The 23,995-nt window shown below is 65.7% G+C and carries 25 protein-coding genes and 1 tRNA gene; 11 read left to right on the forward strand and 15 right to left on the reverse strand.

Annotation, left to right across the window (positions count from 1 at the left end):
• Positions 1-49: 49 nt before the first annotated feature.
• Positions 50-907, reverse strand: coding sequence for a LuxR C-terminal-related transcriptional regulator (locus tag ACSU1L_RS11810; RefSeq protein ID WP_439255925.1), 858 nt, complete (start codon positions 905-907; stop codon positions 50-52).
• 74 nt (positions 908-981) lie between these two features.
• Entirely contained in the window at positions 982-1,494 is a 513-nt protein-coding gene (locus ACSU1L_RS11815) for a methylated-DNA--[protein]-cysteine S-methyltransferase (protein ID WP_438254918.1), read from the reverse strand.
• A gap of 196 nt (positions 1,495-1,690) precedes the next feature.
• Here ACSU1L_RS11815 and ACSU1L_RS11820 point away from each other — a divergent pair, with 196 nt between their 5' ends.
• Positions 1,691-5,356, forward strand: a complete 3,666-nt coding sequence (locus ACSU1L_RS11820; RefSeq protein WP_439256077.1) for an AAA family ATPase — start codon at positions 1,691-1,693, stop codon at positions 5,354-5,356.
• Positions 5,349-5,549, forward strand: a complete 201-nt coding sequence (locus ACSU1L_RS11825) for a hypothetical protein (protein ID WP_438254920.1) — start codon at positions 5,349-5,351, stop codon at positions 5,547-5,549. The genes ACSU1L_RS11820 and ACSU1L_RS11825 overlap by 8 nt, the downstream gene beginning before the upstream one ends.
• Positions 5,550-5,619: 70 nt before the next feature.
• Here ACSU1L_RS11825 and mscL read toward each other — a convergent pair whose 3' ends face one another.
• The 3 genes from mscL to ACSU1L_RS11840 are packed head-to-tail and all read right to left on the reverse strand — an operon-like array spanning position 5,620 to position 6,939.
• Positions 5,620-6,027, reverse strand: coding sequence for a large conductance mechanosensitive channel protein MscL (gene mscL / locus ACSU1L_RS11830; protein WP_438255232.1), 408 nt, complete (start codon positions 6,025-6,027; stop codon positions 5,620-5,622).
• A gap of 26 nt (positions 6,028-6,053) precedes the next feature.
• Complete coding sequence (locus ACSU1L_RS11835) at positions 6,054-6,326, reverse strand: FmdB family zinc ribbon protein (protein ID WP_438254921.1); 273 nt, start codon at positions 6,324-6,326, stop codon at positions 6,054-6,056.
• A gap of 16 nt (positions 6,327-6,342) precedes the next feature.
• On the reverse strand, positions 6,343-6,939 hold the full coding sequence (locus ACSU1L_RS11840) for a 5-formyltetrahydrofolate cyclo-ligase (protein ID WP_439255926.1): 597 nt from the start codon (positions 6,937-6,939) through the stop codon (positions 6,343-6,345).
• Positions 6,940-6,990: 51 nt separating this feature from the next.
• On the opposite strand from ACSU1L_RS11840, the gene galU reads away from it, so the two are divergent.
• The 4 genes from galU to ACSU1L_RS11860 all read left to right on the forward strand — a co-directional run bounded on the left by galU (position 6,991) and on the right by ACSU1L_RS11860 (position 9,583).
• Positions 6,991-7,878 carry a UTP--glucose-1-phosphate uridylyltransferase GalU gene (gene galU, locus ACSU1L_RS11845; protein ID WP_438254923.1) on the forward strand — a complete coding sequence of 296 codons (888 nt, stop codon included), beginning with the start codon at positions 6,991-6,993 and terminating at the stop codon, positions 7,876-7,878.
• 21 nt (positions 7,879-7,899) lie between these two features.
• Complete coding sequence (locus ACSU1L_RS11850; RefSeq protein ID WP_438254925.1) at positions 7,900-8,529, forward strand: GNAT family N-acetyltransferase; 630 nt, start codon at positions 7,900-7,902, stop codon at positions 8,527-8,529.
• Positions 8,530-8,604: 75 nt separating this feature from the next.
• Positions 8,605-9,456, forward strand: coding sequence for a hypothetical protein (locus ACSU1L_RS11855; protein ID WP_438254926.1), 852 nt, complete (start codon positions 8,605-8,607; stop codon positions 9,454-9,456).
• A 54-nt stretch (positions 9,457-9,510) separates the two neighbouring features.
• Positions 9,511-9,583: transfer RNA gene (locus ACSU1L_RS11860), tRNA-Ala, on the forward strand.
• Positions 9,584-9,645: 62 nt separating this feature from the next.
• Here ACSU1L_RS11860 and ACSU1L_RS11865 read toward each other — a convergent pair.
• Genes ACSU1L_RS11865 through ACSU1L_RS11875 form a run of 3 tightly spaced genes read right to left on the reverse strand, consistent with a single transcriptional unit; the run spans position 9,646 to position 11,476 of the window.
• Positions 9,646-10,032: a hypothetical protein gene (locus ACSU1L_RS11865; protein WP_439255927.1), complete on the reverse strand. Its 387-nt coding sequence runs from the start codon at positions 10,030-10,032 to the stop codon at positions 9,646-9,648.
• Complete coding sequence (locus ACSU1L_RS11870) at positions 9,998-10,528, reverse strand: metallophosphoesterase (protein ID WP_439255928.1); 531 nt, start codon at positions 10,526-10,528, stop codon at positions 9,998-10,000. The genes ACSU1L_RS11865 and ACSU1L_RS11870 overlap by 35 nt, the downstream gene beginning before the upstream one ends.
• 27 nt (positions 10,529-10,555) lie before the next feature.
• Positions 10,556-11,476 carry an AEC family transporter gene (locus ACSU1L_RS11875; RefSeq protein WP_439255929.1) on the reverse strand — a complete coding sequence of 307 codons (921 nt, stop codon included), beginning with the start codon at positions 11,474-11,476 and terminating at the stop codon, positions 10,556-10,558.
• Positions 11,477-11,621: 145 nt separating this feature from the next.
• Between ACSU1L_RS11875 and ACSU1L_RS11880 the strand changes: the two genes are divergently transcribed.
• Complete coding sequence (locus ACSU1L_RS11880; RefSeq protein ID WP_438254930.1) at positions 11,622-11,756, forward strand: hypothetical protein; 135 nt, start codon at positions 11,622-11,624, stop codon at positions 11,754-11,756.
• A gap of 139 nt (positions 11,757-11,895) precedes the next feature.
• Here ACSU1L_RS11880 and ACSU1L_RS11885 read toward each other — a convergent pair whose 3' ends face one another.
• Positions 11,896-12,672, reverse strand: coding sequence for an IclR family transcriptional regulator (locus tag ACSU1L_RS11885; protein WP_439255930.1), 777 nt, complete (start codon positions 12,670-12,672; stop codon positions 11,896-11,898).
• Positions 12,673-12,724: 52 nt separating this feature from the next.
• On the opposite strand from ACSU1L_RS11885, the gene hutH reads away from it, so the two are divergent.
• The 3 genes from hutH (at position 12,725) to hutI (ending at position 17,218) form a co-directional block, all read left to right on the forward strand.
• Positions 12,725-14,281 (forward strand): histidine ammonia-lyase, encoded by a 1,557-nt coding sequence (gene hutH, locus ACSU1L_RS11890; RefSeq protein ID WP_439255931.1) that lies wholly within the window; start codon positions 12,725-12,727, stop codon positions 14,279-14,281.
• On the forward strand, positions 14,274-15,938 hold the full coding sequence (gene hutU / locus ACSU1L_RS11895) for a urocanate hydratase (protein WP_439255932.1): 1,665 nt from the start codon (positions 14,274-14,276) through the stop codon (positions 15,936-15,938). The genes hutH and hutU overlap by 8 nt, the downstream gene beginning before the upstream one ends.
• A 110-nt stretch (positions 15,939-16,048) precedes the next feature.
• A complete protein-coding gene (hutI, locus tag ACSU1L_RS11900) occupies positions 16,049-17,218 on the forward strand; it encodes an imidazolonepropionase (RefSeq protein WP_439255933.1) in 1,170 nt (389 codons plus the stop codon).
• A 109-nt stretch (positions 17,219-17,327) separates the two neighbouring features.
• Here hutI and ACSU1L_RS11905 read toward each other — a convergent pair whose 3' ends face one another.
• Entirely contained in the window at positions 17,328-18,230 is a 903-nt protein-coding gene (locus ACSU1L_RS11905; protein ID WP_439255934.1) for an arginase family protein, read from the reverse strand.
• A gap of 1 nt (position 18,231) precedes the next feature.
• Positions 18,232-19,509: a DUF445 domain-containing protein gene (locus ACSU1L_RS11910; RefSeq protein ID WP_439255935.1), complete on the reverse strand. Its 1,278-nt coding sequence runs from the start codon at positions 19,507-19,509 to the stop codon at positions 18,232-18,234.
• 79 nt (positions 19,510-19,588) lie between these two features.
• Between ACSU1L_RS11910 and ACSU1L_RS11915 the strand changes: the two genes are divergently transcribed.
• A complete protein-coding gene (locus ACSU1L_RS11915) occupies positions 19,589-19,861 on the forward strand; it encodes a metal-sensitive transcriptional regulator (protein ID WP_438254938.1) in 273 nt (90 codons plus the stop codon).
• 1 nt (position 19,862) lies between these two features.
• Here ACSU1L_RS11915 and ACSU1L_RS11920 read toward each other — a convergent pair whose 3' ends face one another.
• The 4 genes from ACSU1L_RS11920 to ACSU1L_RS11935 are packed head-to-tail and all read right to left on the reverse strand — an operon-like array spanning position 19,863 to position 23,923.
• A complete protein-coding gene (locus ACSU1L_RS11920; RefSeq protein ID WP_439255936.1) occupies positions 19,863-21,023 on the reverse strand; it encodes an acyl-CoA dehydrogenase family protein in 1,161 nt (386 codons plus the stop codon).
• Between the two features lie 29 nt (positions 21,024-21,052).
• On the reverse strand, positions 21,053-21,811 hold the full coding sequence (locus tag ACSU1L_RS11925) for an alpha/beta fold hydrolase (RefSeq protein ID WP_439255937.1): 759 nt from the start codon (positions 21,809-21,811) through the stop codon (positions 21,053-21,055).
• Positions 21,812-21,815: 4 nt separating this feature from the next.
• Positions 21,816-22,715, reverse strand: a complete 900-nt coding sequence (locus tag ACSU1L_RS11930) for a sugar kinase (RefSeq protein WP_439255938.1) — start codon at positions 22,713-22,715, stop codon at positions 21,816-21,818.
• Positions 22,712-23,923: an MFS transporter gene (locus tag ACSU1L_RS11935; protein WP_439255939.1), complete on the reverse strand. Its 1,212-nt coding sequence runs from the start codon at positions 23,921-23,923 to the stop codon at positions 22,712-22,714. Before ACSU1L_RS11935 ends, ACSU1L_RS11930 begins: the two co-directional genes overlap by 4 nt.
• Positions 23,924-23,995: the final 72 nt, after the last annotated feature.

Genomic DNA, 23,995 nt, shown 5'->3' on the forward strand with positions numbered 1-23,995 from the left:
ACTGATGAGGCAATTGTCGAGGACAATCGGTGCGCGGTAAACAGCGTGGTTACGGCAGAAGCCCGGCGCGGCGCGCTCGAGTAACGGCGGAGTGCCTGGTGGAGGCATCCAATTTCGACATCGCTGTGCTCAGATAGGCCTTTACCGTGCCCGCCCGCAATCCGAGTTGCGCGGCGATCTCGGCGTTCGTGCATCCCAACGCCGCGCAGGCGAGCACGTCGGTCTCGCGTGGAGACAGGCGAACCGTGGGGATCGCGCCGGTCGTCGCAGGCGCCTGCTCACCGGCGACCGCGAGGAGCTGATTCTCGAGCCGGGAAAGACGCTCGCGCAGCGCCGGTTCATCGACTTCTCCGGCGATGCTGCGCAGTTCGGCAAAACTTTCGCGCAGCTGTTCTCGATCGGAGGTGGTGAAGGCTGACGTCGACAGGTTCATCGACTCCACGCGTCGGTCCACCTCGTCGCGGATTCGCAGTTCGGATGCCACGGAATCAGCGATTGTCATCGCCGGTGCGGTGGTGACACCGCCGATCGGCGATTCGCTCCATGCCCCGGCGTAGAGGACCCCGCGTGAGCGACCGTTGACAATGATCGGAAGCGCCAGCAGTGTTCGCAATCCTTCGCCGAGCACGAAACCGTCGTAATCGTGGGTGATGTGCAGCGACGCTCCGTAGTCGTTGGTCATTCGCGGTCGCAACTCGGTCATTGCCCGTCCGCCGAGGCCGCGTTCGGGACGCACCTTCAGGCCTTCCAGGCTGTGCGTGCGGTTTCCGACGATGCTGGTCACCGAGACGATGCCGTCTTCGATCAGGCCACCGAACGCGACCGGGAACCGGGTGCGCGCAGAGAGCTCTCGCACTGCTTGAGCGACGAGGTCGGTATCGGGATCGAGTGTGATCGTGGTGTTCATCGACTGCCTGCTTTCGGGAGACATCGCTGTTCCCCGTTTCGTAGCGTCGACCCTACCATTCGCCGGGTATCGCCTCACTGCTTCTCGAGATCAAGCAGGTAGCGCTTGTGTTCGGGATGAGCACCGTACTGCCCCGGCGTGCCATCAGAGCGCACGACCCGGTGCACCGGAACGAGGACGGAGAAGGGCGTCAATCGACACGCCGTTCCGACTGCGCGGGCGGCACCGGGGCTGCCGGCGAGGGCGGCGACTTCGCCGTAGCTCATCGTCTCGCCCCATTCGATTGTGTTGATCGTCTGCAGGGCAGACAGGTGGAAACCGTTCACCAGGCGCCAATCGAGCCGTACAAGCTCATCAAAGCGCACGGGGGAGCCGGCGAAGTAGTCATCGAGCAGATGAGCGAGTTCGTCGGCCGCACCCGGATCTGCCACGGGCACACTGCGAAGGCGCGCGGAGATGCTCTCCAGCAGCCAGGGAACGGAAGGGTCTGCTGATTCTGAGAGGTCGAAGCGCACGATCCCCTCGTCGGAGAAGACCACCAGCGCATCGCCGAAGGGCGTGGGTGCGAAGTCGTAGCGGAATGTCATCACCCCATCCTGACGTGCAGACCGAACTTTTGAGGTGCTGATCGCGCGGATGGGGGAGAACCTGGGAAAGGGCATGATCGGTGGAGAAAAAGTGGCTCAATCCGAGGAAACCCGCCGGGGATACAGGGATCGCGCACCTGCGGAGCTTAGTGTGTTCTATGTGTGGCGACGTGAAGATAAGGCTGCGGATGCCGCGATGACGCTTGACGGTCAGCATGATGACCACACCGCCATCGCGCTCGCTCACGTTGCCGACGCCGAACGCACTCGGCTTCGCGCCGAGGCCGCTGACCTTGGTGGCCCCTCACCCCTGATCACGTACCGCGACACCGTCGAGGGTGGGATCGATATCTCCAAGGCTCATCCGGGGAGCCTGCCGCAGTTCATCACCGGAAAATCGACGCTGCTGTCCAACCTCTTCCGTGACGAGGTCGGGCTGCGAACTGCGCGATTGGCTGCGGAGCGGATCACCGCGAAGCACACGGAATTGCGCACCGTGCGCGGCGTCGACGCCGTGCATCTGGCCGTGGGGCTGGCCGGGTGGCGCATCGGCGGAGCCGACTTCGCCGCTCCCGTGCTGCTGCGTCCGCTTGCGATCCGGCGGCACCATGCTGATTTCGAGCTGAAGCTGCAGGGATCCTTCACCGTCAACCCGGAACTGGTGAGCGTTGCGCGCGAGCACTTCGGGATCACCATCGACGCGGAGGCACTGGCTGCCCTCGCCTACGACAGTGGCATCTTCAAACCGCAGCCGGTCATCGATCATCTGCGCGCAGCCACCCAATCGATCGATACCTTCACGGTGCTGCCGCGCCTGGTCGTATCGACCTTCGCCGACATTGCCTCATCGATGTCGCGCGACAGCACTAGCCTCGATCACCAACTACTGAACGCCCTCGCCGGGCACGTCGACGATCGTGAGCAGGTCACCGCTGCCCGTCCCGCGCCGCGAAGCACCAGCCCGGATGAGCGCGCACCAGCATCCGACACGCTCCTGCTCGATGCCGACGCCGAGCAGGAGTCGGTGTTGGCACGCATCACCGCGGGCCACTCGCTCGTCGTCTCGACCCTTCCGGGAACCGGCGGAACGCAGACCGTCATCAACGCCCTGGGTGAACTGGTGCGGGCCGGCAAGCGTGTGCTCGTCGTGTCTGCTCGGCGCTCCACGCTCGATGGTGTGCGCCACCGATTGGCGGGAATCGGTTTGGACAGCCTCGCGGTCTCGCCCGCCAGCATCCGTCGTGATCTCGTCCGCGCGATCGGGCGCAACGAGAAGGCGACCGCTCCCAAAGTCAGCGATGTCGATGATGCACTCGTGCGCCTTCGCGCCGTGCTGCTCGATTACCGTAAGGCGCTGACGGCGCCGATCGCCGGACTTGAAGCATCCGTGCTGGATGCCACCCGAAACCTCACGCGCCTGGCCCTGCTGCCGGTGCCGCCGTCGACGACTGCGCGACTGAGCACTGAGACGCTGCGCCGGCTGTCGGGAGACCGCAGTGACGCCGCCGCCGCGCTCGTGCAGGCCGCGCGCCTCGGTGAATTCCGTTTCGGACCGGATGATTCGCCCTGGTACGGCGTCAGCTTCACGAGTACCGAGTCAGCACGCGCCGCACACGAGCTTGCCGGTCGGCTGCACGCGTCAAGCGTTCCAGCACTGCTGGAGCGAGGTTTCGAGCTCATCTCGCAGACGCGCATGCGTCCGTTCACCACGATTGACGAGCTGGGGGAGTATCTGAGCCTCCTGGAGGGCATCCGGGACTCGCTCGACCGCTTCAGCCCGACTGTTTTCGAACGCCCGCTGGGCGAGCTGATCCAGGCGCATGGCTCCCGCCGCGATGCCCCGAAGCTGTCCGGAGCGAACCGCCGACGCCTGCGTCGCCTCGCCCGAGAGTATGTACGGCCCGGCGTGCACATCCCGGAAATGCACGAGGCGCTGTTGCGCATCCAGCAGCAGCGCACCCAGTGGCAGCATTACGTCGATGCCGGTGCTGCGCCCGAAATTCCGCTCGGGCTGTCTGACGTGCTCGGATCCTGGCGGCGGGTGAGTGCCGAGCTCGCAGAGCTCGACGCTGCACTCGGACGGCGCGAGCCGCTGGCCACCCTCCCGATCGAACGGGTTCAGCGCACGCTTGCCGGGCTCGCTGCCCGCTCGGATGTATTCGACAACCTGGTCGAGCGTGCGACTATCCGCGACAAGCTCGCAACGCTGGGACTCGAGCCGCTGCTGGCAGAACTCTCGGTGCGCCACGTGTCTGAAGAACAGGTCGCCGAAGAGCTGGAGTTCGCCTGGTGGCAATCGCTGCTGGAGCGTGCACTGCAAGACAACCGGGCACTGCTCGGAGCGAACACCGCAGTCGTTGATCGACTCGAACGAGACTTCCGCCTCGTAGACGAAGCACATGCGGCGATGGGTGGGCCCCTGCTCGCATGGCAGCTCGCCAACCAGTGGCGCATCGCCATTGTCGATGAGCCCACTGAGTCGCAGAACCTCCGTCGTGCGTTGACGCAGGGCACCCCGTCGACAGCGGAGATCGTGTCGGCGGCGCCGACCCTGATGAGCGTGCTCGCACCGGCCTGGCTCTCCTCGCCGTATCAGGTGCCGGAGATCCCCGACTCTGTGGAGTTCGACACCGTGCTGCTGGCCGACGCTGCCGCCATCAACCTGGCTGAGGCCGCCCCCGCGATCCGCCGGGCACGCCAGGTCGTCGCGTTCGGCGACCCGGTGACGCAGCGCCCGACGCCGTTCACGATGGCAGTGGACCCCGATACCGAATGGGAAGCGGAGGTGCCGTTCGACGAGGTCAGTGTGTTCGAGCGCCTCGCCGAACTGCTCCCGGTGATGACGTTGACGCGCAGTTACCGCGCTGGCGGAGAAGACCTTGCCGAACTGATCAACGACGCCTTCTACGGCGGCGAGATCGTCTCACTGCCCTGGGCCGGCTCATACCTCGGTCGGGGCAGCCTCACAGTCGACTACGTCGAGGGCGGAGTCGGAGCACCCGACCCGATCTCCGGGGCCGTGGAGAGCCCGAACGCTGAGGTGTCGCGCGTCGTCACGCTGGTGGTCGAGCATGCAGTGCACCGTCCGACCGAGTCGCTCATGGTGATCACCGCCAGCGCGAAGCACGCCGAGCGCATCCGTGCAGCGGTGACGTCGGCGTTCGCCGGCCGCTCCGATGTTGCCGATTTCGTCGGACGCTACACGGCAGAGCCGTTCGCGGTACTCACGCTCGAGGAGTCAGTGGCGGAGAGCCGCGATCGTGTGATCTTCTCGTTGGGGTATGGACTCACCAAGCACGGCCGCGTGCTCAGCGATTTCGGAGACCTGTCCACACCGGACGGTGAGCGGCTGCTGACAGTCAGCATGACCAGGGCCCGGCGCTCGATGGTTCTGGTGTCGTCCATTCGCCCGTCGGCATTCGATGACGGACGCCTCATGCACGGGGCATCCACGCTGATGTCGATTCTTGGTGGACTGGCCTCACGCAGCCGCGAATCACGGTTGGAAGACCTCGCCGATCCGCTGACGCTGGCGCTGGCCCGCGAACTGCGGCGCCTCGGGGCATCCGTCGATGTCGACTATCGCGGCCTGCTGCCGTTGGTGGCGCAGTACAACGGCAAGGCTGTTGTGATCGAGAGCGACCCCGAGACACTGGGTGACTCGCTGCGTGAGACCCTGCGACTGCGCCCGCACGTGCTGCGCCGACTCGGCTGGCACTACGTACGCGTGCACGCCTTTGATCTGTACAGCGACCCGGTCACCGCGGCATCCCGAATCGCAGCTGTGCTCGACATCGCGGCGGATGCTGCGAAGGTCGAAACCGACACGCAGCCGATCAACCTCCCCGATCTCGATGGGTGAGCACAACCCTGAGGAGAGTCCGCGTCAGCGGATCGTCCGAGTGACGGGGAGTCGTCGTGCGCGACTGACGGCAGTGGCCGGCACCGACACCTCTCCGGACGTGGTCACGCATAAAGCGCCGGCCAAAGAGAAGATCACCGGCCGCGGTCCTAATGATGACCGGATGCTCGGCGACGTTCCGCCGCACTACTGAAGACCCCCCACGATACGGAAAGGCCCCCACCTCCCGAAGGAGATGAGGGCCTGACGCTGTGGTCCTGCGTTCAGCGGATGCTGTCCTTGCGGAGAAGATCACGGATCTCGATGAGCAGGTCCTGCTCGGTCGGCAGGGTGTCCTCCTCGACCGCAGGGTTCCGTGCGGCCTTGCGTTCGTTGTACTTGTTCATCGGCACAACGAAAACGAAGTAGACGACGAGCGCGACAGCGAGGAAGCTGATGATCGCGCTGATGAGGTCTCCCAGCGGGAAGGTCACCTGCTGGCCGTAGATTCCGGTGAGTGTCGGGCCGATGTTGCCGGAAGCGTCGGGCTGGTAGAACAGAGCGACGATCGGGTTGATGATGCTCGACACCACCGCGTTGACAATGGCTGTGAACGCCCCGCCGATGACGACCGCGACGGCAAGGTCGATGACATTGCCCTTGGTGATGAATTCTTTGAATCCCTGAAACATGGGAACCCCCATCTATCGATGCTGCCTCAGGCTGAGGCAGGAGCCGACGCAGGCGCCGGAGTGGAACTCGTCGGCGACTCCGATTTCGATGATGCCGAACCATTCGGCTTTGCACCAGAGCCACTCCGGGAATCCGTCCGATAGAAACCGGAACCGTTGAACGTCACCCCGATCGACCCGTACTGCTTGCGCAGGGCGCCGCCGCATTCAGGGCAGATGGTGAGGGCATCGTCGGAAAAGCTCTGGACGGCGTCGAAAGCGTGGCTGCACGCGGTGCAGGCGTAGGCGTAGGTAGGCATGTTCGTTTCAGGTGGTTCAGTGTCGCGCTGGCGACAGGGTGAGGATGCGGGAAGGAGTCACGATGCCGTCAACCGGCTGATCGTGCATCTCCCGCGGGAGGGAGTCGAGTATCTCGGAATCATAGATCACGGCGTACACCGGAGGGCATTTCTCCATGGACCCGATGGTCTTGTCGAAATAACCGCGTCCCCAGCCGAGCCGTGTGCCGGTGGAGTCGATCGCTGCGGCGGGGATGATCATGAGGTCGACGTCGTTGACAGCGATCGGACCGAGCACTTCACCCTGCGGCTCGGGCAAACCGAACAGGCCCTCGGCGACCTGTGGCGAGTCGTCTGCCACGGCCCAATCCAGCAATCCGTCGGCGCGTGTGATGGGGAGAAGTACCCGCATGCCGCGCTTGACAGCGGCGGTGACGAAGTCCCGGGTGCCGGGTTCTGTGGTCGTGGACAGGAAGCATGAGATCGACTGCGCATTGCGCGTGTTCACAAGGATGTCGAGCTGTTCGGCGATGCCGGATGCCGCGGCTTCGCGCTGCGAGTCAGAAAGCAGCTGCCGGCGCTCGCGCAATTCTGCACGCAGTGCCCGCTTTTGCTGTTCGATGTCTGTCGACATGTTTCGAGTCTACGTGTCGGGCAGGGTGCGCCTCGCCGCTAAGCTGGCCAAATGGGAAAACAGTCAATGAAGGCAGTCATTCCGGCGGCGGGTCTCGGCACGCGATTCCTGCCTGCCACCAAGGCCATGCCGAAGGAGATGCTCCCGGTAGTCGACAAGCCGGCCATCCAGTACGTGGTGGAAGAAGCAGCGGCCGCGGGCATCGATGACATCCTCGTCATCATCGGACGCAACAAGAACGCCATCTCCGACCACTTCGACTCTGTCCCGGAGCTCGAGGTCAGGCTCACGGAGAAGGGCGACCTCGATCGCCTGAAGCACGTTATGAAGTCCAGTGACCTCGCTGACATTCACTACCTTCGCCAGGGCGAGCCGAAGGGGCTGGGGCACGCAGTGCTGCGCGCCAAGACCCACGTCGGTGACAGTCCGTTCGTGGTCATGCTCGGCGATGACCTTATTGATGAGCGCGACGAGCTGATCACGACGATGATGGCGGAGCACGAGCGCACCGGCGCAGCAGTGGTCGCTTTGATGGAGGTCGATCCCGACCACATCCACATGTACGGCGCGGCCGCTGCCCAGCCCACCGATTCGGATGATGTCGTTCGTGTCACCGGACTGGTGGAGAAGCCGTCCAAAGAAGAAGCTCCCTCTAACCTGGCCGTGATCGGTCGCTACGTGCTGCCGGCATCCGTGTTCCCGATTCTCGAGCGCACGAAGCCCGGCAAGGGCGGCGAGATCCAGCTGACGGATGCTCTGCAGGAGCTGGCCGCAGACGAGAACGGCCCCGGTGTTGTGGGTGTGGTCTTCCGCGGACGCCGCTATGACACCGGAGACCGCGTCGACTACATCAAGGCGATCGTTCAGCTCGCTGCTGACCGTGAAGACCTCGGACCAGACCTTCGTCCGTGGTTGAAGGCGTTCGGCGAACGCCTGTAGGCGTTCAGTCTCGAGGGTCGGATGGATCTGTTGCCGGGGCGTCGTCACGGGCCGATCGAGTTGCGGCTCGTCCGCACGCGTGATGCACGTGTGCTGCAACGCGAGTTGCTGCAGAACCGCACTTGGTTGCAGCAGTGGGAAGCGACGATTCCCAACGGTGTCGCGTCGTTCGATATGCGCTTCGGGATCAGGCGCCTGCTGCAGCAGTACCGCGACGGTGCCGGGTATCCCTTCGTCATGGAATACGACGGTGAGATCGCCGGGCAACTGAATGTCTGGGGCGTCGCCCGGGGTTCGCTGTGCTCGGCGACCATCGGCTACTGGGTGAGTGAGCGTTTCGCCGGTCGCGGCATCACCCCGACAGCGGTGGCCCTGGCGACGGATGCGTGCTTCAACGAGTTCGGGCTGCATCGGATGGAGATCTGCATTCGCCCGGAGAACATCGCGAGTCTGCGGGTGGTGCAGAAACTCGGATTCCGGTACGAGGGATTACGGCGTCGGTACATTCACATCGACGGCGATTGGCGTGACCACTACGCCTTCGCGTTGACTCGCGAAGATGTGCCCCAGGGCGTCCTGCGTCGTTGGATCAGTGGCGAAGCGCCGCAGGAAGCTGCCAGCATTCCGCCGTCTGATCGTCTTTCGATCTGAGTTTTCTGAAATCCCGGGAACGACACGCGACGCCGGTGAGGCGAAGGCCGGTCACGGTCGCATACCGTTGTCCCTATGAACGGGCCAGTACTGAGCGGGGGCGTCATCGTCCTTGTGTCGGTGTTGCTCTGGATGCTGTACCTTTTGCCCTCCTGGCGCGGCAGGTACCAGTACAACTCGTCAGAAAGAAACGCGGTGCGACTGAATCAGGCACTGCGTGTGCTGGCGGAGACGAGTGAGACACCCGGCGAGGTGCACCTCGAACTCAACGCCCGCACTGCGCTCGCCCAGCAGAAGCTGGCAAGACGGCTGCAGTCCGAGAAAGAAGCTGGAGAGCTCGTGCGTCTGCGCGCCGAGCTTGCTGCCGCTCGAGCGGATCCCATTGTTCGTCAGGCCCGTGCCCGCCGCACAGTGCGGATGACGGCGACCGTGCTGCTGCTGGCCGGTCTTGTGCTGGCAGGGCTCGGAATCTGGCAGGTCGTCACCGGCGGCGCGCAGCTGATGATCTGGCTCGGTGGAGCACTCGCTCTGGTGGCCGCGGTCACACTGCAGAAGATGACAGCTGTGGCACGTCGCATCGATCGCCTTCCGGTGCGCAGCGTCGCCACCGACACTGCACCGCGCGTCTCGCCGCCGCTGCATGACCAAGGGCGTGCAACGTGGACGCCACGGCCGCTGCCTGCGCCGATGGCCTCGGTGAGCGGTTCGCTCACCCATACCGCGCGGGCCGAGATCGAAGCCACCCAGGAGCTGCGTCGTGCCGAACGCGTCGCGCGCCTGCGTGAGCGCGCCGAGCAGATGGGGCCGCCGGCACCGGTTGCTCTTCCTGCCGCCCAAGCCTCGCCATACGCGCAGATGGGTTTTGTGGATGACGCGGAGATCGAAGAACACGTGCGCCAGTTGCTCACCCGCCGCGCTGTCGGGTGATCGCGCCCTCGTCGCTGCCCCTGTTTCCGGCGTGATAATCTAGCTGAGGTTCTTGGGCCTATGGCGCAGTTGGTAGCGCGCCTCGTTCGCATCGAGGAGGTCAGGGGTTCGAATCCCCTTAGGTCCACACTGTGTTGAGACAGTAAGAAGAAGCCCCGCCGACAGGCGGGGCTTCTTCGCTTTCCGGTGTCAGTGCGGCCGCCCGGCATCCTGAATGATCTGCTCGACGGCCTGGGCATCGAAGTGGAAGACTTCGTCATCGGGCGTCAGGCGTTCGAGGAACGGCACTACTCGGACGCGTGCGCCATCGATCTCGACCAACGCGCCGCCGAAGGCATCGATCGCCGACTCCTCGGCAGCGTCGGCGAAAGTGCGGGAGACGTTCGCCACCCCTGCGGTGACGACTACGGGAACGCCGTCGACGAATTCGACGATTGGCGCGTGGTAGTGGCCGGAGAGGATGACGCGCACATCCGTGTCGCGCGTGATGTCGATGAGGGACTGGGCGTCTTTCTCGTCGAGCGCGAGAGCCTGCAGCAGGTCAGTGTGCGCACGAACCGGCGGATGATGGATCACCACGACTGTGCCGTGCTGGGCGGGCGTGGACAGGGCGTCGCGCAGGAACTGCTGCTGGGGGGGCATCCACCCGCCCGTAGCCTGCGCCCGGCACCGAACTGTCCAACACGATCACACGCCATCCACTGCTCTCGGCGGTTGAAGCCACCGGACGATCGAGGTCGATGCCTGCGAGCTCCTGCTCACCGGCATCCGGCTGTCCGCCACCGAGGACCGCACGAAACGTGTCCCGACGATCATGGTTTCCCATCGCGAATACGAGGCGCGCACCTCGCGCCAGAGCCCAGGGGAGCACCGCATCGTGAACTTGCCGGTACGACTCTTCGGAGCCGTCGTCGCTCACGTCTCCCGAGATGACCACGAGATCGAACAGCAGATGACCTACGTGCGACAAAGCCCGCTGCAGATGTTCACGGGTGTCAACCACGCCGTAGTGGCGGCCGCCGTCGCCGGCGAAATGGGTGTCGCTGAGATGCAGGATGCGCAGACTGCTCATGGCGACACTCTGCCAGAAGTGCGCCAGTCAGCCCAGCAGCAGTGTTGCGATGAGCAGTACCGGCACACAGCCGACCGTGGTGATGAACACCGTGTCGCGGGATATCGGCTCGGCGATATCGTAGCGCTGTGAATAGTTGAAGACGTTCTGCGCGGTGGGAAGAGCTGCGAGCACGACGATGATGAGCACCTCGTGGGTCGACAGGCCGAACAGGAACTGTGCGACCACCCAGGCGATCAGTGGCATCACCAGCAGCTTCAGAGTGCTGGCCAGCAGCACATCACGGCGGTGGCCTGCGGTGCCCAGAACCTTCTGCCCGTGCAAGGAGATGCCGTAGCTGATCAGCAGTACGGGAACGCAGGCGTTGGCCAGGAGCGTTGCCGGTTCCATCACGATCGGCGGCAGATCGATACCGATCACGGAGACGAGAGTTCCCAGCACGGAGCCGAGGATGATCGGATTCGTCACCGTGCGCACGACGGTGCGGATGGGGGAGGTTCGACCACCCGTGATGGTGTCGAGAATGGTCAGCGAGATCGGGGTGAAAACCAGGAGCTGCATGAGGATCACCGGCGCGGGATAGGCAGCGCTTCCGAGCAGGTAGAGCGAGAGGGGAATGCCGATGTTGTTCGAGTTGACCTGGCCGGCAGCCAGGGCGCCGATCAGCGTCTCGCCGACGTTCCGCTTCCAGACGAGCCTGGCGACGAGCGTGTGCAGAGCGATCACAGCAACGGCCGCGACCGCGGACGCCGGCAGCAGCGCGGAGAAGAGCATGGATGCGTCGGCTTGAGAGAGCACCGTGAACAGCAGGAATGGCGACAGGACGAAGAACGTCAGCCGGCTGAGCACGTGACGTGCGTGCGGGCCGAGCAGATCGATGCGGCCGAGGATGTACCCGACGGCGATCGCGACTGCGACAACGGCGAAGCCGGTGAGTGTATCGAGCACGTTCTGAGCGTAGTGGCTCCGAATGAGCGCGCCGGTTTTGCGAGCACGTTTTTTCCTTCTCATCGGGAAATTTGACTTACCTGCAGGACTGGCTATGGTCAGTGATGACACCCGCCCAACCGCCCGAAAGGGGAAGCGAGTCCCGATGGCTGGAAAGACGCCCACTACACGAGCAGGAAAGAAGGCAGCCAAGCTGTCGCCGAAGGAGAAGCGCGCGGCCAAGCGCGAAAAGCAGGAGCCGGAGAGCTTCCTCAAGCCCCGCAAGGGTGCGGCCGGCTGATCTACGGAGAGATCCGGCTCCTCGGAGGGGGTCGCGGGCGAGTACGCCTGCGGCTCCCTCCGCATTTTGTCAGCGCAGTGCGATCTGTGCGCGCGCCAGCATGCGCGCCGCTGCAGCACTGTCTCAGTTCTGCGACAGATCAGTGGCGCAGTCTCCGCTGGAGATCTGCCGCCGTCTGGATGACCGCGCTTGCCGCATCGGATTCTGCGGGACCGGTATCGCTCGCCCATGTGACCGCGACGGCGGCCAGCGGCCATCCTGATGCGTCTTGCACCGCAACACCCACCGAGCGCATGCCCTCCGTCACTTCGCTGTCCTCCGACGCGAAACCGGCGGCGCGGATGCTGCGCAGCAATTCACGAAGCGCCCGGGGCGTCGAAGGGCCACGGTCGGTGCGGGTGGAGAACACTCCGGCGTTCGGATACAGCGCCCGCACTTGCTCACGGGGAAGGGCCGCAAGCATCGCACGTCCGGTCGCGGTCAGGTGCGCTGGCAGCCGCACACCCACATCGGAGACCAGTGCCGGACGCCGGGGGGCACGCTCTTCGACGATGTAGACGACATCGCTGCCGCTCAACACAGCCAGATGCGCACTCTGTCCCAGCCGGTCGGCGAGAGCCGCGACCAGAGGTCGACCGAGCCGGGCCAGTGGCTGCTGGCGGGCGAATCCGCCGGCGAGCTCGGATGCCGCGATGCCCAGCGCCCATCGTCGTTCCTCGCGCAGGTGCAGCACGAACCCGTGCGCGGCGAGCGTATTGAGCAGATGGTGCACAGTCGAGCGGGGAAGGGCAAGCTCGCGAGCGATCGCGGATGCCGCGACGGAGGCGGGGCGCCCGGCCAGATACCGCAGAATGCGCAGGGTCTGGTCGGCAGCAGGAACCTGCGTGCCGCTCCTATTGTCTGGTATCACAGACAAAGGATGTCACGCGCCCCTGTTCGTCGCCACTGCCAGGGTGTGGAATCAAGACATGGCAGAGTTCCCCCACACCCACGCGGACGACGCCGTGCGCGTCGGCGCCGACGTCCTGAGCCCGGCCGACGTCGTGGCGATCGCTCGCTACGGTGCGCAGATCGTGCTCGATGACGCCGCACTCGACCAGATCGCCGAGACCCGCGGCATCGTCGACGCGCTCGCGGTAGACCCGGATCCGCACTACGGAGTGTCTACCGGCTTCGGTGCGCTCGCGACGACGTTCATCGCGCCGGAGCGCCGGCACCAACTGCAGGCCAGTCTCATCCGCTCACACGCTGCCGGAACGGGGTCCGAGGTTGAGGCCGAGGTCGTGCGGGCCCTGCAGCTGCTGCGGCTGCAGACCCTGGCATCCGGTCGCACCGGCGTACGTCCCGTCGTCGCTGAAACCTACGCCGCCATGCTGAACGCAGGTGTCACCCCTGTCGTCAGGGAATACGGCTCGCTGGGCTGTTCTGGCGATCTCGCGCCGCTGGCGCACATTGCACTGGCAGCGATGGGCGAGGGGAAGGTGCGCGTTGATGACATCCTCCAGCCCGCATCAGAGGCGCTCGCGACCGCAGAAATCGAACCGCTCGTCCTCGTGGAGAAGGAGGGGCTCGCCCTCATCAACGGTACGGACGGCATGCTCGGGATGCTGCTGCTCGCCCTGCACGACCTCGAAACCCTCGTCACCACCGCAGACCTGGCGGCGGCGATGTCGATCGAGAGCCAATTGGGCACGGATGCCGTGTTCGCCGCTGATCTGATGGCGCTGCGCCCGCAGGTCGGGCAGGCACAATCGGCGGTGAACCTGCGTATGTTTCTGGCGAACTCGCCCATTCTCGCTAGCCACAGGGGCCCGGAAGACGGCCGAGTGCAGGACGCGTACTCGCTGCGCTGCTCACCCCAGGTACACGGGGTGATGCGTGACACGATGGCACACGCCGCCACCATCGCCTCGCGGGAACTGGCGAGCGTGATCGACAACCCCGTCATCACCGTGGACGGACGCATCGAATCGAATGGCAACTTCCACGGGGCTCCGGTCGCGGCCGTCCTCGACTTCCTGGCGATCTCGGTGGCCGATATCGCCAGCGTCTCCGAGCGCCGTACCGACCGCGCGCTGGATCCCGCCCGCAACCGCGGCCTGCCGCCGTTCCTCGCACATGAAGTCGGCGTGGACTCCGGGCTCATGATCGCGCAGTATGCCGCAGCGGGGATCGTCTCTGAGCTGAAGCGCCTTGCCGCTCCAGCATCCGTCGATTCGATACCGTCATCCGCAATGCAAGAGGACCACGTCTCGATGGGATGGTCTGCGGCCCGCAAACTCCGTCGAGCGATCGACGGGCTGACACGGGTGCTCGCGATCGAGGTGCTCACGGGCGCTCGCGCTCTCGACCTTCGTGCGCCGCTTTCGTCTGGACCCGCCACCGGAGCCGTCCGCGACCTCGTCCGCACAGTCGTCGAGGGCCCTGGCCCTGATCGCTTCCTCTCGCCCGAGATAGAAGCGGTCACTGAGCTCGTCCGATCGGGCGCCGTTGCCCGCACCGCGAAGGAGAACGCCGATGTCTGACAAAACCCCGCTGTCTCATAGGGGCATCCATGCCGCTCGTGGCAACGAACGCACCGCTCAGAGCTGGGGTGCGGAGGCGGCCAAGCGCATGCTCATGAACAACCTCGACCCGGACGTCGCCGAGCACCCCGAAGAACTCGTCGTCTACGGCGGTACGGGCCGAGCGGCGCGCAGCTGGGAAGCGTATGACGCGATCATCCGCACGCTCGATGAGCTCGAGCCCGATGAGACCCTGCTGGTGCAGTCGGGGAAGCCGGTCGGAGTCTTCCGCACGCACGAGTGGGCGCCGCGCGTACTGATCGCGAACTCGAACCTCGTGGGCGACTGGGCGACGTGGCCGGAGTTCCGCCGACTCGAGGCGCTCGGGCTGACCATGTACGGACAGATGACGGCGGGGTCGTGGATCTACATCGGCACACAGGGCATTCTGCAGGGCACCTACGAGACATTTGCGGCGGTGGCGCGATCGCTGGGCCAGGACTCACTGGCGGGGACGTTGACGCTCACCGCCGGTGCCGGCGGGATGGGCGGCGCTCAGCCGCTGGCCGTCACGATGAATGGGGGAGCGGTGCTCATCGTCGATGTCGACGAGACGCGCCTCGCCCGTCGTGTCGAGCGTCGCTACCTCGACGAGTACACCGTCGACCTCGATCACGCTGTCGCGCGTGCGCTTGCCGCGAAGGATGCCGGTAAGGCGCTCTCGATCGGGATCGTCGGTAACGCGGCCGAGGTCTTCCCGGAACTGCTGCGTCGTGGCATCCCGATCGATATCGTCACCGACCAGACCAGTGCGCATGATCCGCTCGCCTACCTTCCGGTGGGGATGCCGGTGGGGCAGTGGAAGGCCGAGGCGGAGCACGATCCTGAGGAGTTCACACGCCGCGCGCGCGAGTCGATGGCAACGCATGTCGCCGCGATGGTGGGATTCCAGGATGCCGGGGCGGCCGTGTTCGACTACGGCAACTCCATTCGTCGAGAGGCTGAACTCGGCGGGTTCGAGCGGGCCTTCGCATTCCCCGGATTCGTGCCGGCGTACATCCGTCCGCTGTTCGCCGAGGGCAAGGGGCCGTTCCGATGGGTGGCGCTGTCGGGGGACCCGGCCGATATCGCCGCAACCGACCGTGCGGTGCGAGAACTGTTCCCCGAGGATGCGGCGCTGCACCGCTGGCTGGATCAGGCGGCCCAGAAGGTGCAGTTCGAGGGCCTTCCGGCGCGGATCTGCTGGCTCGGGTACAAGGAACGGCACCTCGCGGGGCTGAAGTTCAATGAGATGGTGGCGTCCGGCGAACTGAAGGCACCGATTGTCATCGGTCGGGACCACCTGGATGCCGGTTCCGTTGCCTCGCCGTACCGGGAGACAGAAGCCATGGCTGACGGTTCGGATGCGATTGCGGACTGGCCGATGCTGAATGCACTGCTGAACACGGCATCCGGCGCGTCGTGGGTCTCGCTGCACCATGGCGGAGGCGTCGGAATCGGGCGGAGCATCCATGCCGGACAGGTATGTGTCGCCGACGGCACTGCGCTCGCCGCAGAGAAGCTCGAGCGCGTACTCACCAACGACCCGGGAACGGGCGTGATGCGCCACGCCGATGCCGGATACGAACGTGCCCGCGAGGTTGCCCGCACTCGCGGCCTAAAGCTCCCGATGCCATGACCCCCCACCCCCCACCCCCACCCCACCACTTGCGAGTGGGCGCTCGTGGCTCGGTTTTGCGGGATTTTCGAGCCACCAACGCCCACTCGATGACTGATAAGAGGTAGATGATGCGCACCTTGATCTCGAACATTGGGGAGCTGGTGACGAACGCCGACGCGGGGATTCTGCGTGACGCGGCGGTGCTCATCGAGGACGGGCGCATCGCATGGGTCGGGCCAGCAGCATCCGCCCCCACCACTCATGGGCAGGAAATGGAGGTGGTGGATGCTGGGGGACGCGCGATCATTCCGGGATTCGTCGACAGCCACAGTCACATCGTGTTCGCCGGCGATCGCGCTGCCGAGTTCGAGGCGCGGATGGCGGGGGAGAAGTATTCCGCCGGCGGCATCCGATCCACCGTTGCCGCTACGCGCGCGGCCAGTGACGATGCGCTGCGCGCGCGGTTGCGGGGATTCATTGATGAGATGCGTACACAGGGTACCACCACCGTCGAGATCAAAAGCGGCTACGGGCTCGACGTCGGCACCGAAGAGCGGCTGGTGCGCATCGCCGCGAAGGTCACCGACGAGGTGACATTCCTCGGCGCGCATGTGGTTCCTTCCGAGTACGCCGATCGGCCGGATGACTACGTAGACCTCGTCGTCGGGCCGATGCTGGATGCCTGTGCCCCCTACGCGAAATGGATCGACGTGTTCTGCGAGACGGGTGCTTTCACCGTTGCTCAGTCCCGCCGCGTGCTCGAAGCCGGAATAGCTCGTGGCCTGATGCCGCGGGTGCACGCCAGCCAGCTCGGACCGGGCGGCGGAGTACGCCTTGCAGTCGAACTCGGCGCAGCATCCATCGATCACGGCACGTATCTGACCGATGAGGACGTCGCGGCGCTGGCTGGTTCCGACACGGTGCTGACGCTGTTGCCCGGTGTGGAATTCTCGACCCGTCAGCCGTATCCCGACGCCCGGCGCCTCATTGATGCCGGCGTCACCGTCGCGATCGCGTGCGACACGAACCCCGGCTCGAGCTTCACCTCATCGATGCCGCTGTGCATCGCCCTCGCTGTGCGTGAGATGGGGATGACACCGATGGAAGCGCTCTGGGCGGCAACCGCGGGAGGCGCCCGGGCGCTGCGCCGGGATGACATCGGCATCATCGTCCCCGGTGCCCGTGCCGACCTGGTGCTGCTTGAAGCTCCGAGTCATTTGCACCTCTCGTACCGGCCCGGTGTCCCGCTGGTCCGGACGGTGTGGAAGGACGGTGTGCGGGTCTTCGACCGTTCATAACTCCTGAAGAACGACGCCAGCAAGGGGGAAAACTGGCCGAGATCCGACATCTCCGGCCATTCTTCAGGAGTTGTGCACGCAGAAGGTGTGAACGCAGAAGTGGCGAACGCTACACCGCACGCCGCGCGGCGAGACCTGCCAACAGTTCCAGCACGCACAGGGCGGCGAGACGCACGGTCCGAGCATCGTCGGCATCGGCGGTCGCGTCAACCTCAGCGATGTCGGCGCTGACCACACGATGATCGACGGCGACCGCCCGGCTGAGCGCTCGCAGCTCCCACGCGGCCAGGCCGCCCGGGACACTCGCCGGGCAGCCGGGGGCGACAGCGCGGTCGCAGACGTCCACATCGATGTCGAGGTGGATGCGTGACCGAGAGCCCGCTCCAGCGATAGACAATGCCTCGTCGACGACGGTATCGATGCCGCGACGCCGCACCTCGTCAACAGTGATGACCCGGATGCCCCAGGCCTCAGCCCTGCGCGCGTAGGCTGCCGAGTTCGCGAAATCGGCGATGCCGATCTGCACGATCCGCGTCGGATCGATGCGAGCACCGTCCGGTGCATCCTCGATGAGGCGGCGCACCGGTGACCCATTGGAGACGCCGTCGCGCAGATCGAAGTGCGCATCGAATGTGATGAGGCCGTCGGCCCCAGCGCCCTGCGCGACCGGATAGGTCAACGAGTTATCGCCGCCGAGTGCGATGACGAAAGCCGGCGCCAACTCCTGCATGCGGGCGATGACCGAGGCGATGCCGCTGTCGCCGTCCGGCTCATCGATGTCGCCGGCATCGGCGATTCGCAATGCGGCGTTCAGATCCACGGCGGGTGGTCCCATGAGCGTTGCGCTGTACCGTTGCAGCGCTTCGCGGATCGCGCCGGGCGTGGCATGCGCGCCGGTGGGGGACAGCGATGTCCGCCAGGTGGGAACGCCCAGGAGCACAGCGTCTGCCGCACCGTCGAAGGAGGGCCAGCCGCCGGCCCGGGGCCAGAGCGCGTCGTAGGAAAGTGCCATGTCAGACTCCTGGAATCACAGCGTGGGCGATGGTGAAGATCGCCAGCCCCGCGAGGGCTCCGACGACCGTGCCGTTCAACCGGATGTACTGCAGGTCCCGGCCGACCATGAGCTCGATCTTCTCCGTCGTCTCGGCCGGATCCCAGCGCTCGACGGTGTCGGTGATGATCGAGGCGATGTCGTGCCGGTACCGGTCAACGAGGAACACTGCGGCGTCGGAGACCCAGGTATCCACGCGCTTCTGCAGCGCAGCATCCGTCGTCAGCCGCTCGCCAACCTCCTGCACGGCCTGCGCCGCGCGTGCACGCAGACCGCTCGCCGGATCCGCGAGAGACTTCAGCAAGCCTGCCTTCGCGGTGTTCCAGGCATCCGCTGCCAGCGCACCCACGCGGGGGCTGTCGAACAGCGATGCCTTCGCATTCTCCAACTTCGCGCGGGTGGCGGGATCGGTCTGCAGGTTGTCGGCGAGGCGACCGAGATAGCCGTCGATCGCCAGGCGGGCCGGATGCTGCGGGTCTGCCTGCACAGCATGAACGAACTTGACTGCCTCGTGATAAACCGTGTCGTCGACGAAGCGGTGCGCGAGGCGCGGCACCCACGATGGCAGCCGCCGCGAGACGAGGCCGGTGAATGATTCGGCGTTGGAATCCAGCCATGTCGAGATGCTGTCTGCCGCGAGGTCTACGGCGCCATGGTGGGCATCTGCTTCGACGATCTTCTCGAGCCAGGCGCCGGCGGGTGGGCCCCATTCCGGATCGACCAGATGCTCGCGGGCAAGGTCGGTGATGAGGTCGCGGACGTCATCGTCGCTGAGCGCGTTGAGGACGGCAGTCGCGATCGTCGCACCTTCGGCTGCAACCCGCTCAGCGTGCGCCTCCTCGCGCAGCCACTCTCCGGCGCGCCGGGCGATGGCTGTGCTGGCGAGCTTCGTGCGCACCACATCAGCGGCGAGGAAGTTCGTCTCGACGAACTCGCCCAGGGTGCGCCCGATCTCGTCCTTGCGGTTCGGAATGATCGCGGTGTGCGGAATCGGCAGGCCCAGCGGTTTCCGAAACAGCGCCGTGACGGCGAACCAGTCGGCGAGGGCACCGACCATGCCGCCTTCGGCTGCGGCACGGACATATCCCAACCACGGATGCCGGCTCTGCAGCCAGAACGCGATTACGAACACGACCGCCATGAACACCAGCGCGCCGACCGCGATCGCCTTCATTCGGCGCAGCGCCCGCAGGCGCTCCTGGTCGGCAGGAGAGAGGAGGGCCATCGGAGTGCGCGGCATGGTTGTCATCCTCGCACGCGCTCGGCCGCTGAGTCCTTCGGCAGGCCCGCAATTGCCTGTCGAAGGGTACCCTCAAGAGGTGATCGAAGACATCAAGAAGCGCGCTCTGCACCGCACCAGCATCCTCGAAGGGCAGCTGCGCGGAGTCGCCAGGATGATCGAAAGCGAGGAGTACTGCATGGATATCATCACGCAGTCCCGCGCAATCCAGAAGTCACTGGAATCCCTCAACCGTCTCCTGCTCGAGAATCATCTGCGCACCCACGTGACGCATATGTTCGAGGAGGGCGGCGATGAGCGTGAGCAGGCCGTCGGTGAGCTGTTGAAGGCGTTCGACTTCGAGCGGAAGTAGCTCAGGGAACGGTAGGCGGGCCCAATAGGGCGCTCGCTGCGGTGGAGTGCGCCGACTCCGGGTCGGACGGATGGAACATGCCGGCCAACACGTCCCGGTAGAGGCGGGAGAGCTCGTTCGATGAGAAGTATGACCCGCCGCCCGCGGTCAGGATCGCTTCATCGACCACGCTCTTCGCCATCGTCACAGCGCGGTGCTTGACGCCCGACAACAGGGTGAACCAGCGGGCGCCGTGGTCTGCCTGTTCGTCGACGTCGCGAGAAAGGGCAGTGATCTGCGGCGGGAGAGCGTCGTAGGCGAGGCTCATCTCGGCGATGCGCCAGCGGATGTCGGGATCCTGGCTGTAGGTCAGCCCGGTCTTCTTCGACGTGCGCTTCTGCACGGTGGCGACAGCAAGATCCAATGCGCGCCGGGCGATGCCGGTGTAGACCGACGCGAGCAGCAGTTCGAACACGCTGAAGATCCCGAAGATGATCGGGTCGGGGCCTGGCCCCGGATCGATGCGGCGAACCACGTGCTCCGGGCGGGCGAGCGCGCCATCGAGGACTGTGGTTCTGCTCTGCGTGCCGCGCATGCCCAGGGTGTCCCAGTCATCTTTGGTGGTGACCGCATCGGTGCGGTCGATGAATGCGAACACGAGCTTCGGAGCATCCGGTGACGTCGTATCGAGGCCGTGCAGACCGAGCTTCGTCCACACCGGCGCGAGTGAAGTGAAGATCTTGGTGCCGGTGAAGGCGAAGCCGCCGTCCGGCTGCGGCGCGGCGTCGGTGTCACTGCCGAACAGCACCAGGTCGTTTCCCCCCTCGCTGATCCCGAAGGCGAACACCTCGCCGCGGGCTGCTCCGTCCTGGACGAACTCCATCCCGGTGATGCTGCGGTCGCTGAAAACCTTCGCGACGCCGGTCCAGACGAGGTGCATGTTGATGGCCAGCGCGGTGGCCGGCGATGCGGTCGCGAGTCGCTGCTGCAGAACTGCCGCCTGCTCGAGACCGAGCCCTGCGCCGCCGCACTCGGTGGGGACGAGGATCTTCAGATACCCGGCATCGCGAAGTTCCTCGAGGTCCTGTTCCGGAAAAGTGTTGTGGCGGTCGTGGATCGGCGCCCGCTCACGGATGCGCTCGAGCAGATCGTCGGGCAGGTGGGTTGCGGGATCGAAGGTCACTTCGACTCCCTTCGGTCGCTCAGTACGTGTCATGCGAGTGCCTCCAGGATCTGGTGGATGGTGTCGTCGGGCTTGTCGCGGTGCGGGGAGTGCCCCGCGCCGGTGACAACCGACATCGAGATCTTCGCGTTGGCGGTGAGTACCGATTCGGCGGTGGCACCGGTGAACAGACTGTAGATCTTCGGGTCGGCGCCGATGATGTGCGTGGGGATCGTCAGGCGCGCAGCATCCGCCCGCACATCCCAGGGCGTGTTCTGTGCACTGGTCTGCTCAACCGCCCAGCGGCTCGCCCGGTTGACGGCGTCGACTTTGAGTTCGATCTCCTGCGGATGCCAGTGCGGATGCTCCTCTTGCACGACCTCGGTGCGGTTGTCTGCGAACGCCCGCTCCTGGCTGCGCCGGATGATGGTCTCGTCACGGCCTTCAACGAGGATGGCCGGGTCGATGAGGATGAGCCTGTTCGTCCACGAGGGATCGGATGCTGCCGCAACTGTGCTGGATGCGCCGCCGAGCGAGTGTCCGATCACGGCATCCCAGGCGCCGCCTCGACCGGGCAGGGTGGCACCGAGGTCAGCGGCGTAGGCGGGGATCGTGTAGTCCAGAGCTCGTGGAGCGTCGCCGTGGCCGCGAAGATCGACAGCGACGGCATGCCAACCGGCGTCGGCGAGCGCTGCGCCTACCCGCCACATCAGCGCGGCAGATGAGCCGAGTCCGTGCACGAGAAGCGCCTCGTGGGCGGCATCCGATGATCCCCACGAGATTCGGGGCAGCTGAACGGGGGCGGGCATATCTTCAGCCTATGGGCGGCATGTCTGCGGCGATGGTGAGCACGCGTTCCGCGGCGATATGACCGGCTTGGAGGCATTCGGTGAGAGGGAGTCCCTCCACGGTTGCGGCGAGGAAGCCTGCGGCGAAGGCATCGCCCGCGCCGACGGGCTCGACCACGTCGACCGTCGGTGCCGCCACGAAAACGGGATCGGCGTCGCCGTCGAACGCGGTAGCGCCGATGTCGCCGTCTTTTACGATGAGCACCGCGCAGCCCGGGAGGTAAGCGCGGATCTCAGCGGTAGTTGCCGTTCCCCAGATGCGCTCGGCCTCATCGCGGCCGACGAAGGTGATGTCGGCGGCATTGGCCAGGCGTGCGAGGGTGGCGGCGGCATCCTCCATCGACCACAGTGCGCGGCGATCGTTCACGTCGAACGAGACGCGTGCCCCAGCGGCACGCGCGTCGATGAACAGCTGATCGACCATCTGGCGGCAGGTCTCGGAGAGTGCCGGCGTGATGCCCGTGGTATGCACGAACCGGATGCCGGCGAGTCGCTCTGCCGACAGAAATCCGGGCATCATTGCGGATGCTGCCGAGCCGCGGCGGTAATAGTAGACAGCGGAGCCCTCGGCGCCGGGGTCTTTGAACATGACGCCGGTCGGGGCATCCGGATCGTTCTCGATCCACAGATCGATGCCGCGTCGTTCCAGTTCCGAGCCGATGCGCGCGCCGAGCGGATCAGCGCCGAGCCGGGAGGCCCACGCCGCTCGCCGTCCGGCCGCGACGAGTCCCGCTGCGACGTTCGACTCCGCTCCGGCGAGGCCGATGCTCGCCTCGTGGGCGTGGGAGAGCGCAGCATCCACCGGTGTGATCAGCGCCATCGTCTCGCCGACGCAGACGATCTCGGGAAGGGGAGAGGAATTCATGAGGATACGACCGCCACAGGTTCGGTGTCAGGAATGGGACTGGGATCGCGGTGGCGCAGATCAGGGAGTGCGCGGACGAACGCCACCGAGACGATGAGACCGACGATAGCGAACAGCGCGGCGGCGAGATAGGCGCCTGTTGCGCCTCCCGTGCCGTCTACGAGGAAACCGGCGATCGCCGATCCTGCGGCGGCGCCGATGAGCTGTCCGGTGCCGGCCCAGCCGAACGCCTCGGCAGTCTCGCTGAATTTGACGCTTGCCGTGGTGATGGCGAACATCACGGCGAACGCCGGGGCGACGCCGAGGCCCGCGAGGAACAGCGCGCCTCCGAGCCAGTAAACATTGAGCATCACCATAGTCAAGCCGAGGCCGACGGCGACGATGATCAGTCGCCGGGCCATCGCCCAGGGGCCGATCGGGATGTGACCGAACGACAAGCCACCGGCGAGGCTTCCCGCGGCGAACACCGCCAGCACCAGGCCGGCGTTGAGGTTGCCGTGGTCGAACGTGGCGACGACGCCCACCTCGACCGCGGAACATGCGCCGACGACGAGGAATCCGAGGACGGTCGCCAATGCCACCGGTGGGCGCAGCAGCACGCGACCGAATGCGCGGCGACTGCGCGGGATACGTACGCGTCCGACTTCCGGTGAAGAGATGAACCAGCCGCAGCCCAGCACGAGGATGATTGCCACCAGCATGAGCCCGGTGGTCGTACCGATCTGGGTGGAGACCAGTGTGATGACGACCGGGGCGATGATCCAGATGATCTCCTGCAGAGAGGCATCGAGTGAGAACAGCGGCGTCAGCTGGGATGAGTTGACGAGCTTGGGGTAGATCGTGCGCACTGCGGACTGGACCGGCGGGGTGGACAGGCCGGCGATCAGGCCGCAGACCATGTATCCGGGCAGGCTCAGCGGCAGCAATCCCAGGGCCAGCACGGCGAGGGTGCATACGGCGGCGGTGAGGGTGAGCACGCGGCGCATGCCCCACACGCCCATCCACCGGCTGGTGACGGGCCCGGCTGCTGCCTGGCCGACTGAGGTCGCAGCAAGTACCAGGCCGGCTGCGCCGTACGATCCAGTCTGCTGTTCGACGTGCAGCAGGATCGCCAGCGATGTCATTCCGCTGGGGAAGCGCGCCGTCAGCTGAGCAATGATCATGCGCCCCACGCCAGGGGTGCGAAGAAGGTCCCGATATCCCGCCACGAGGCAACGATACTCGCGGCCGATGAACACCCTCGAGCGCGACTCGGAACAACACGCCGCGACACGCCGGAG

The organism is Microbacterium sp. A94 (genome assembly GCF_051842855.1).
Classification (GTDB): Bacteria; Actinomycetota; Actinomycetes; order Actinomycetales; family Microbacteriaceae; genus Microbacterium.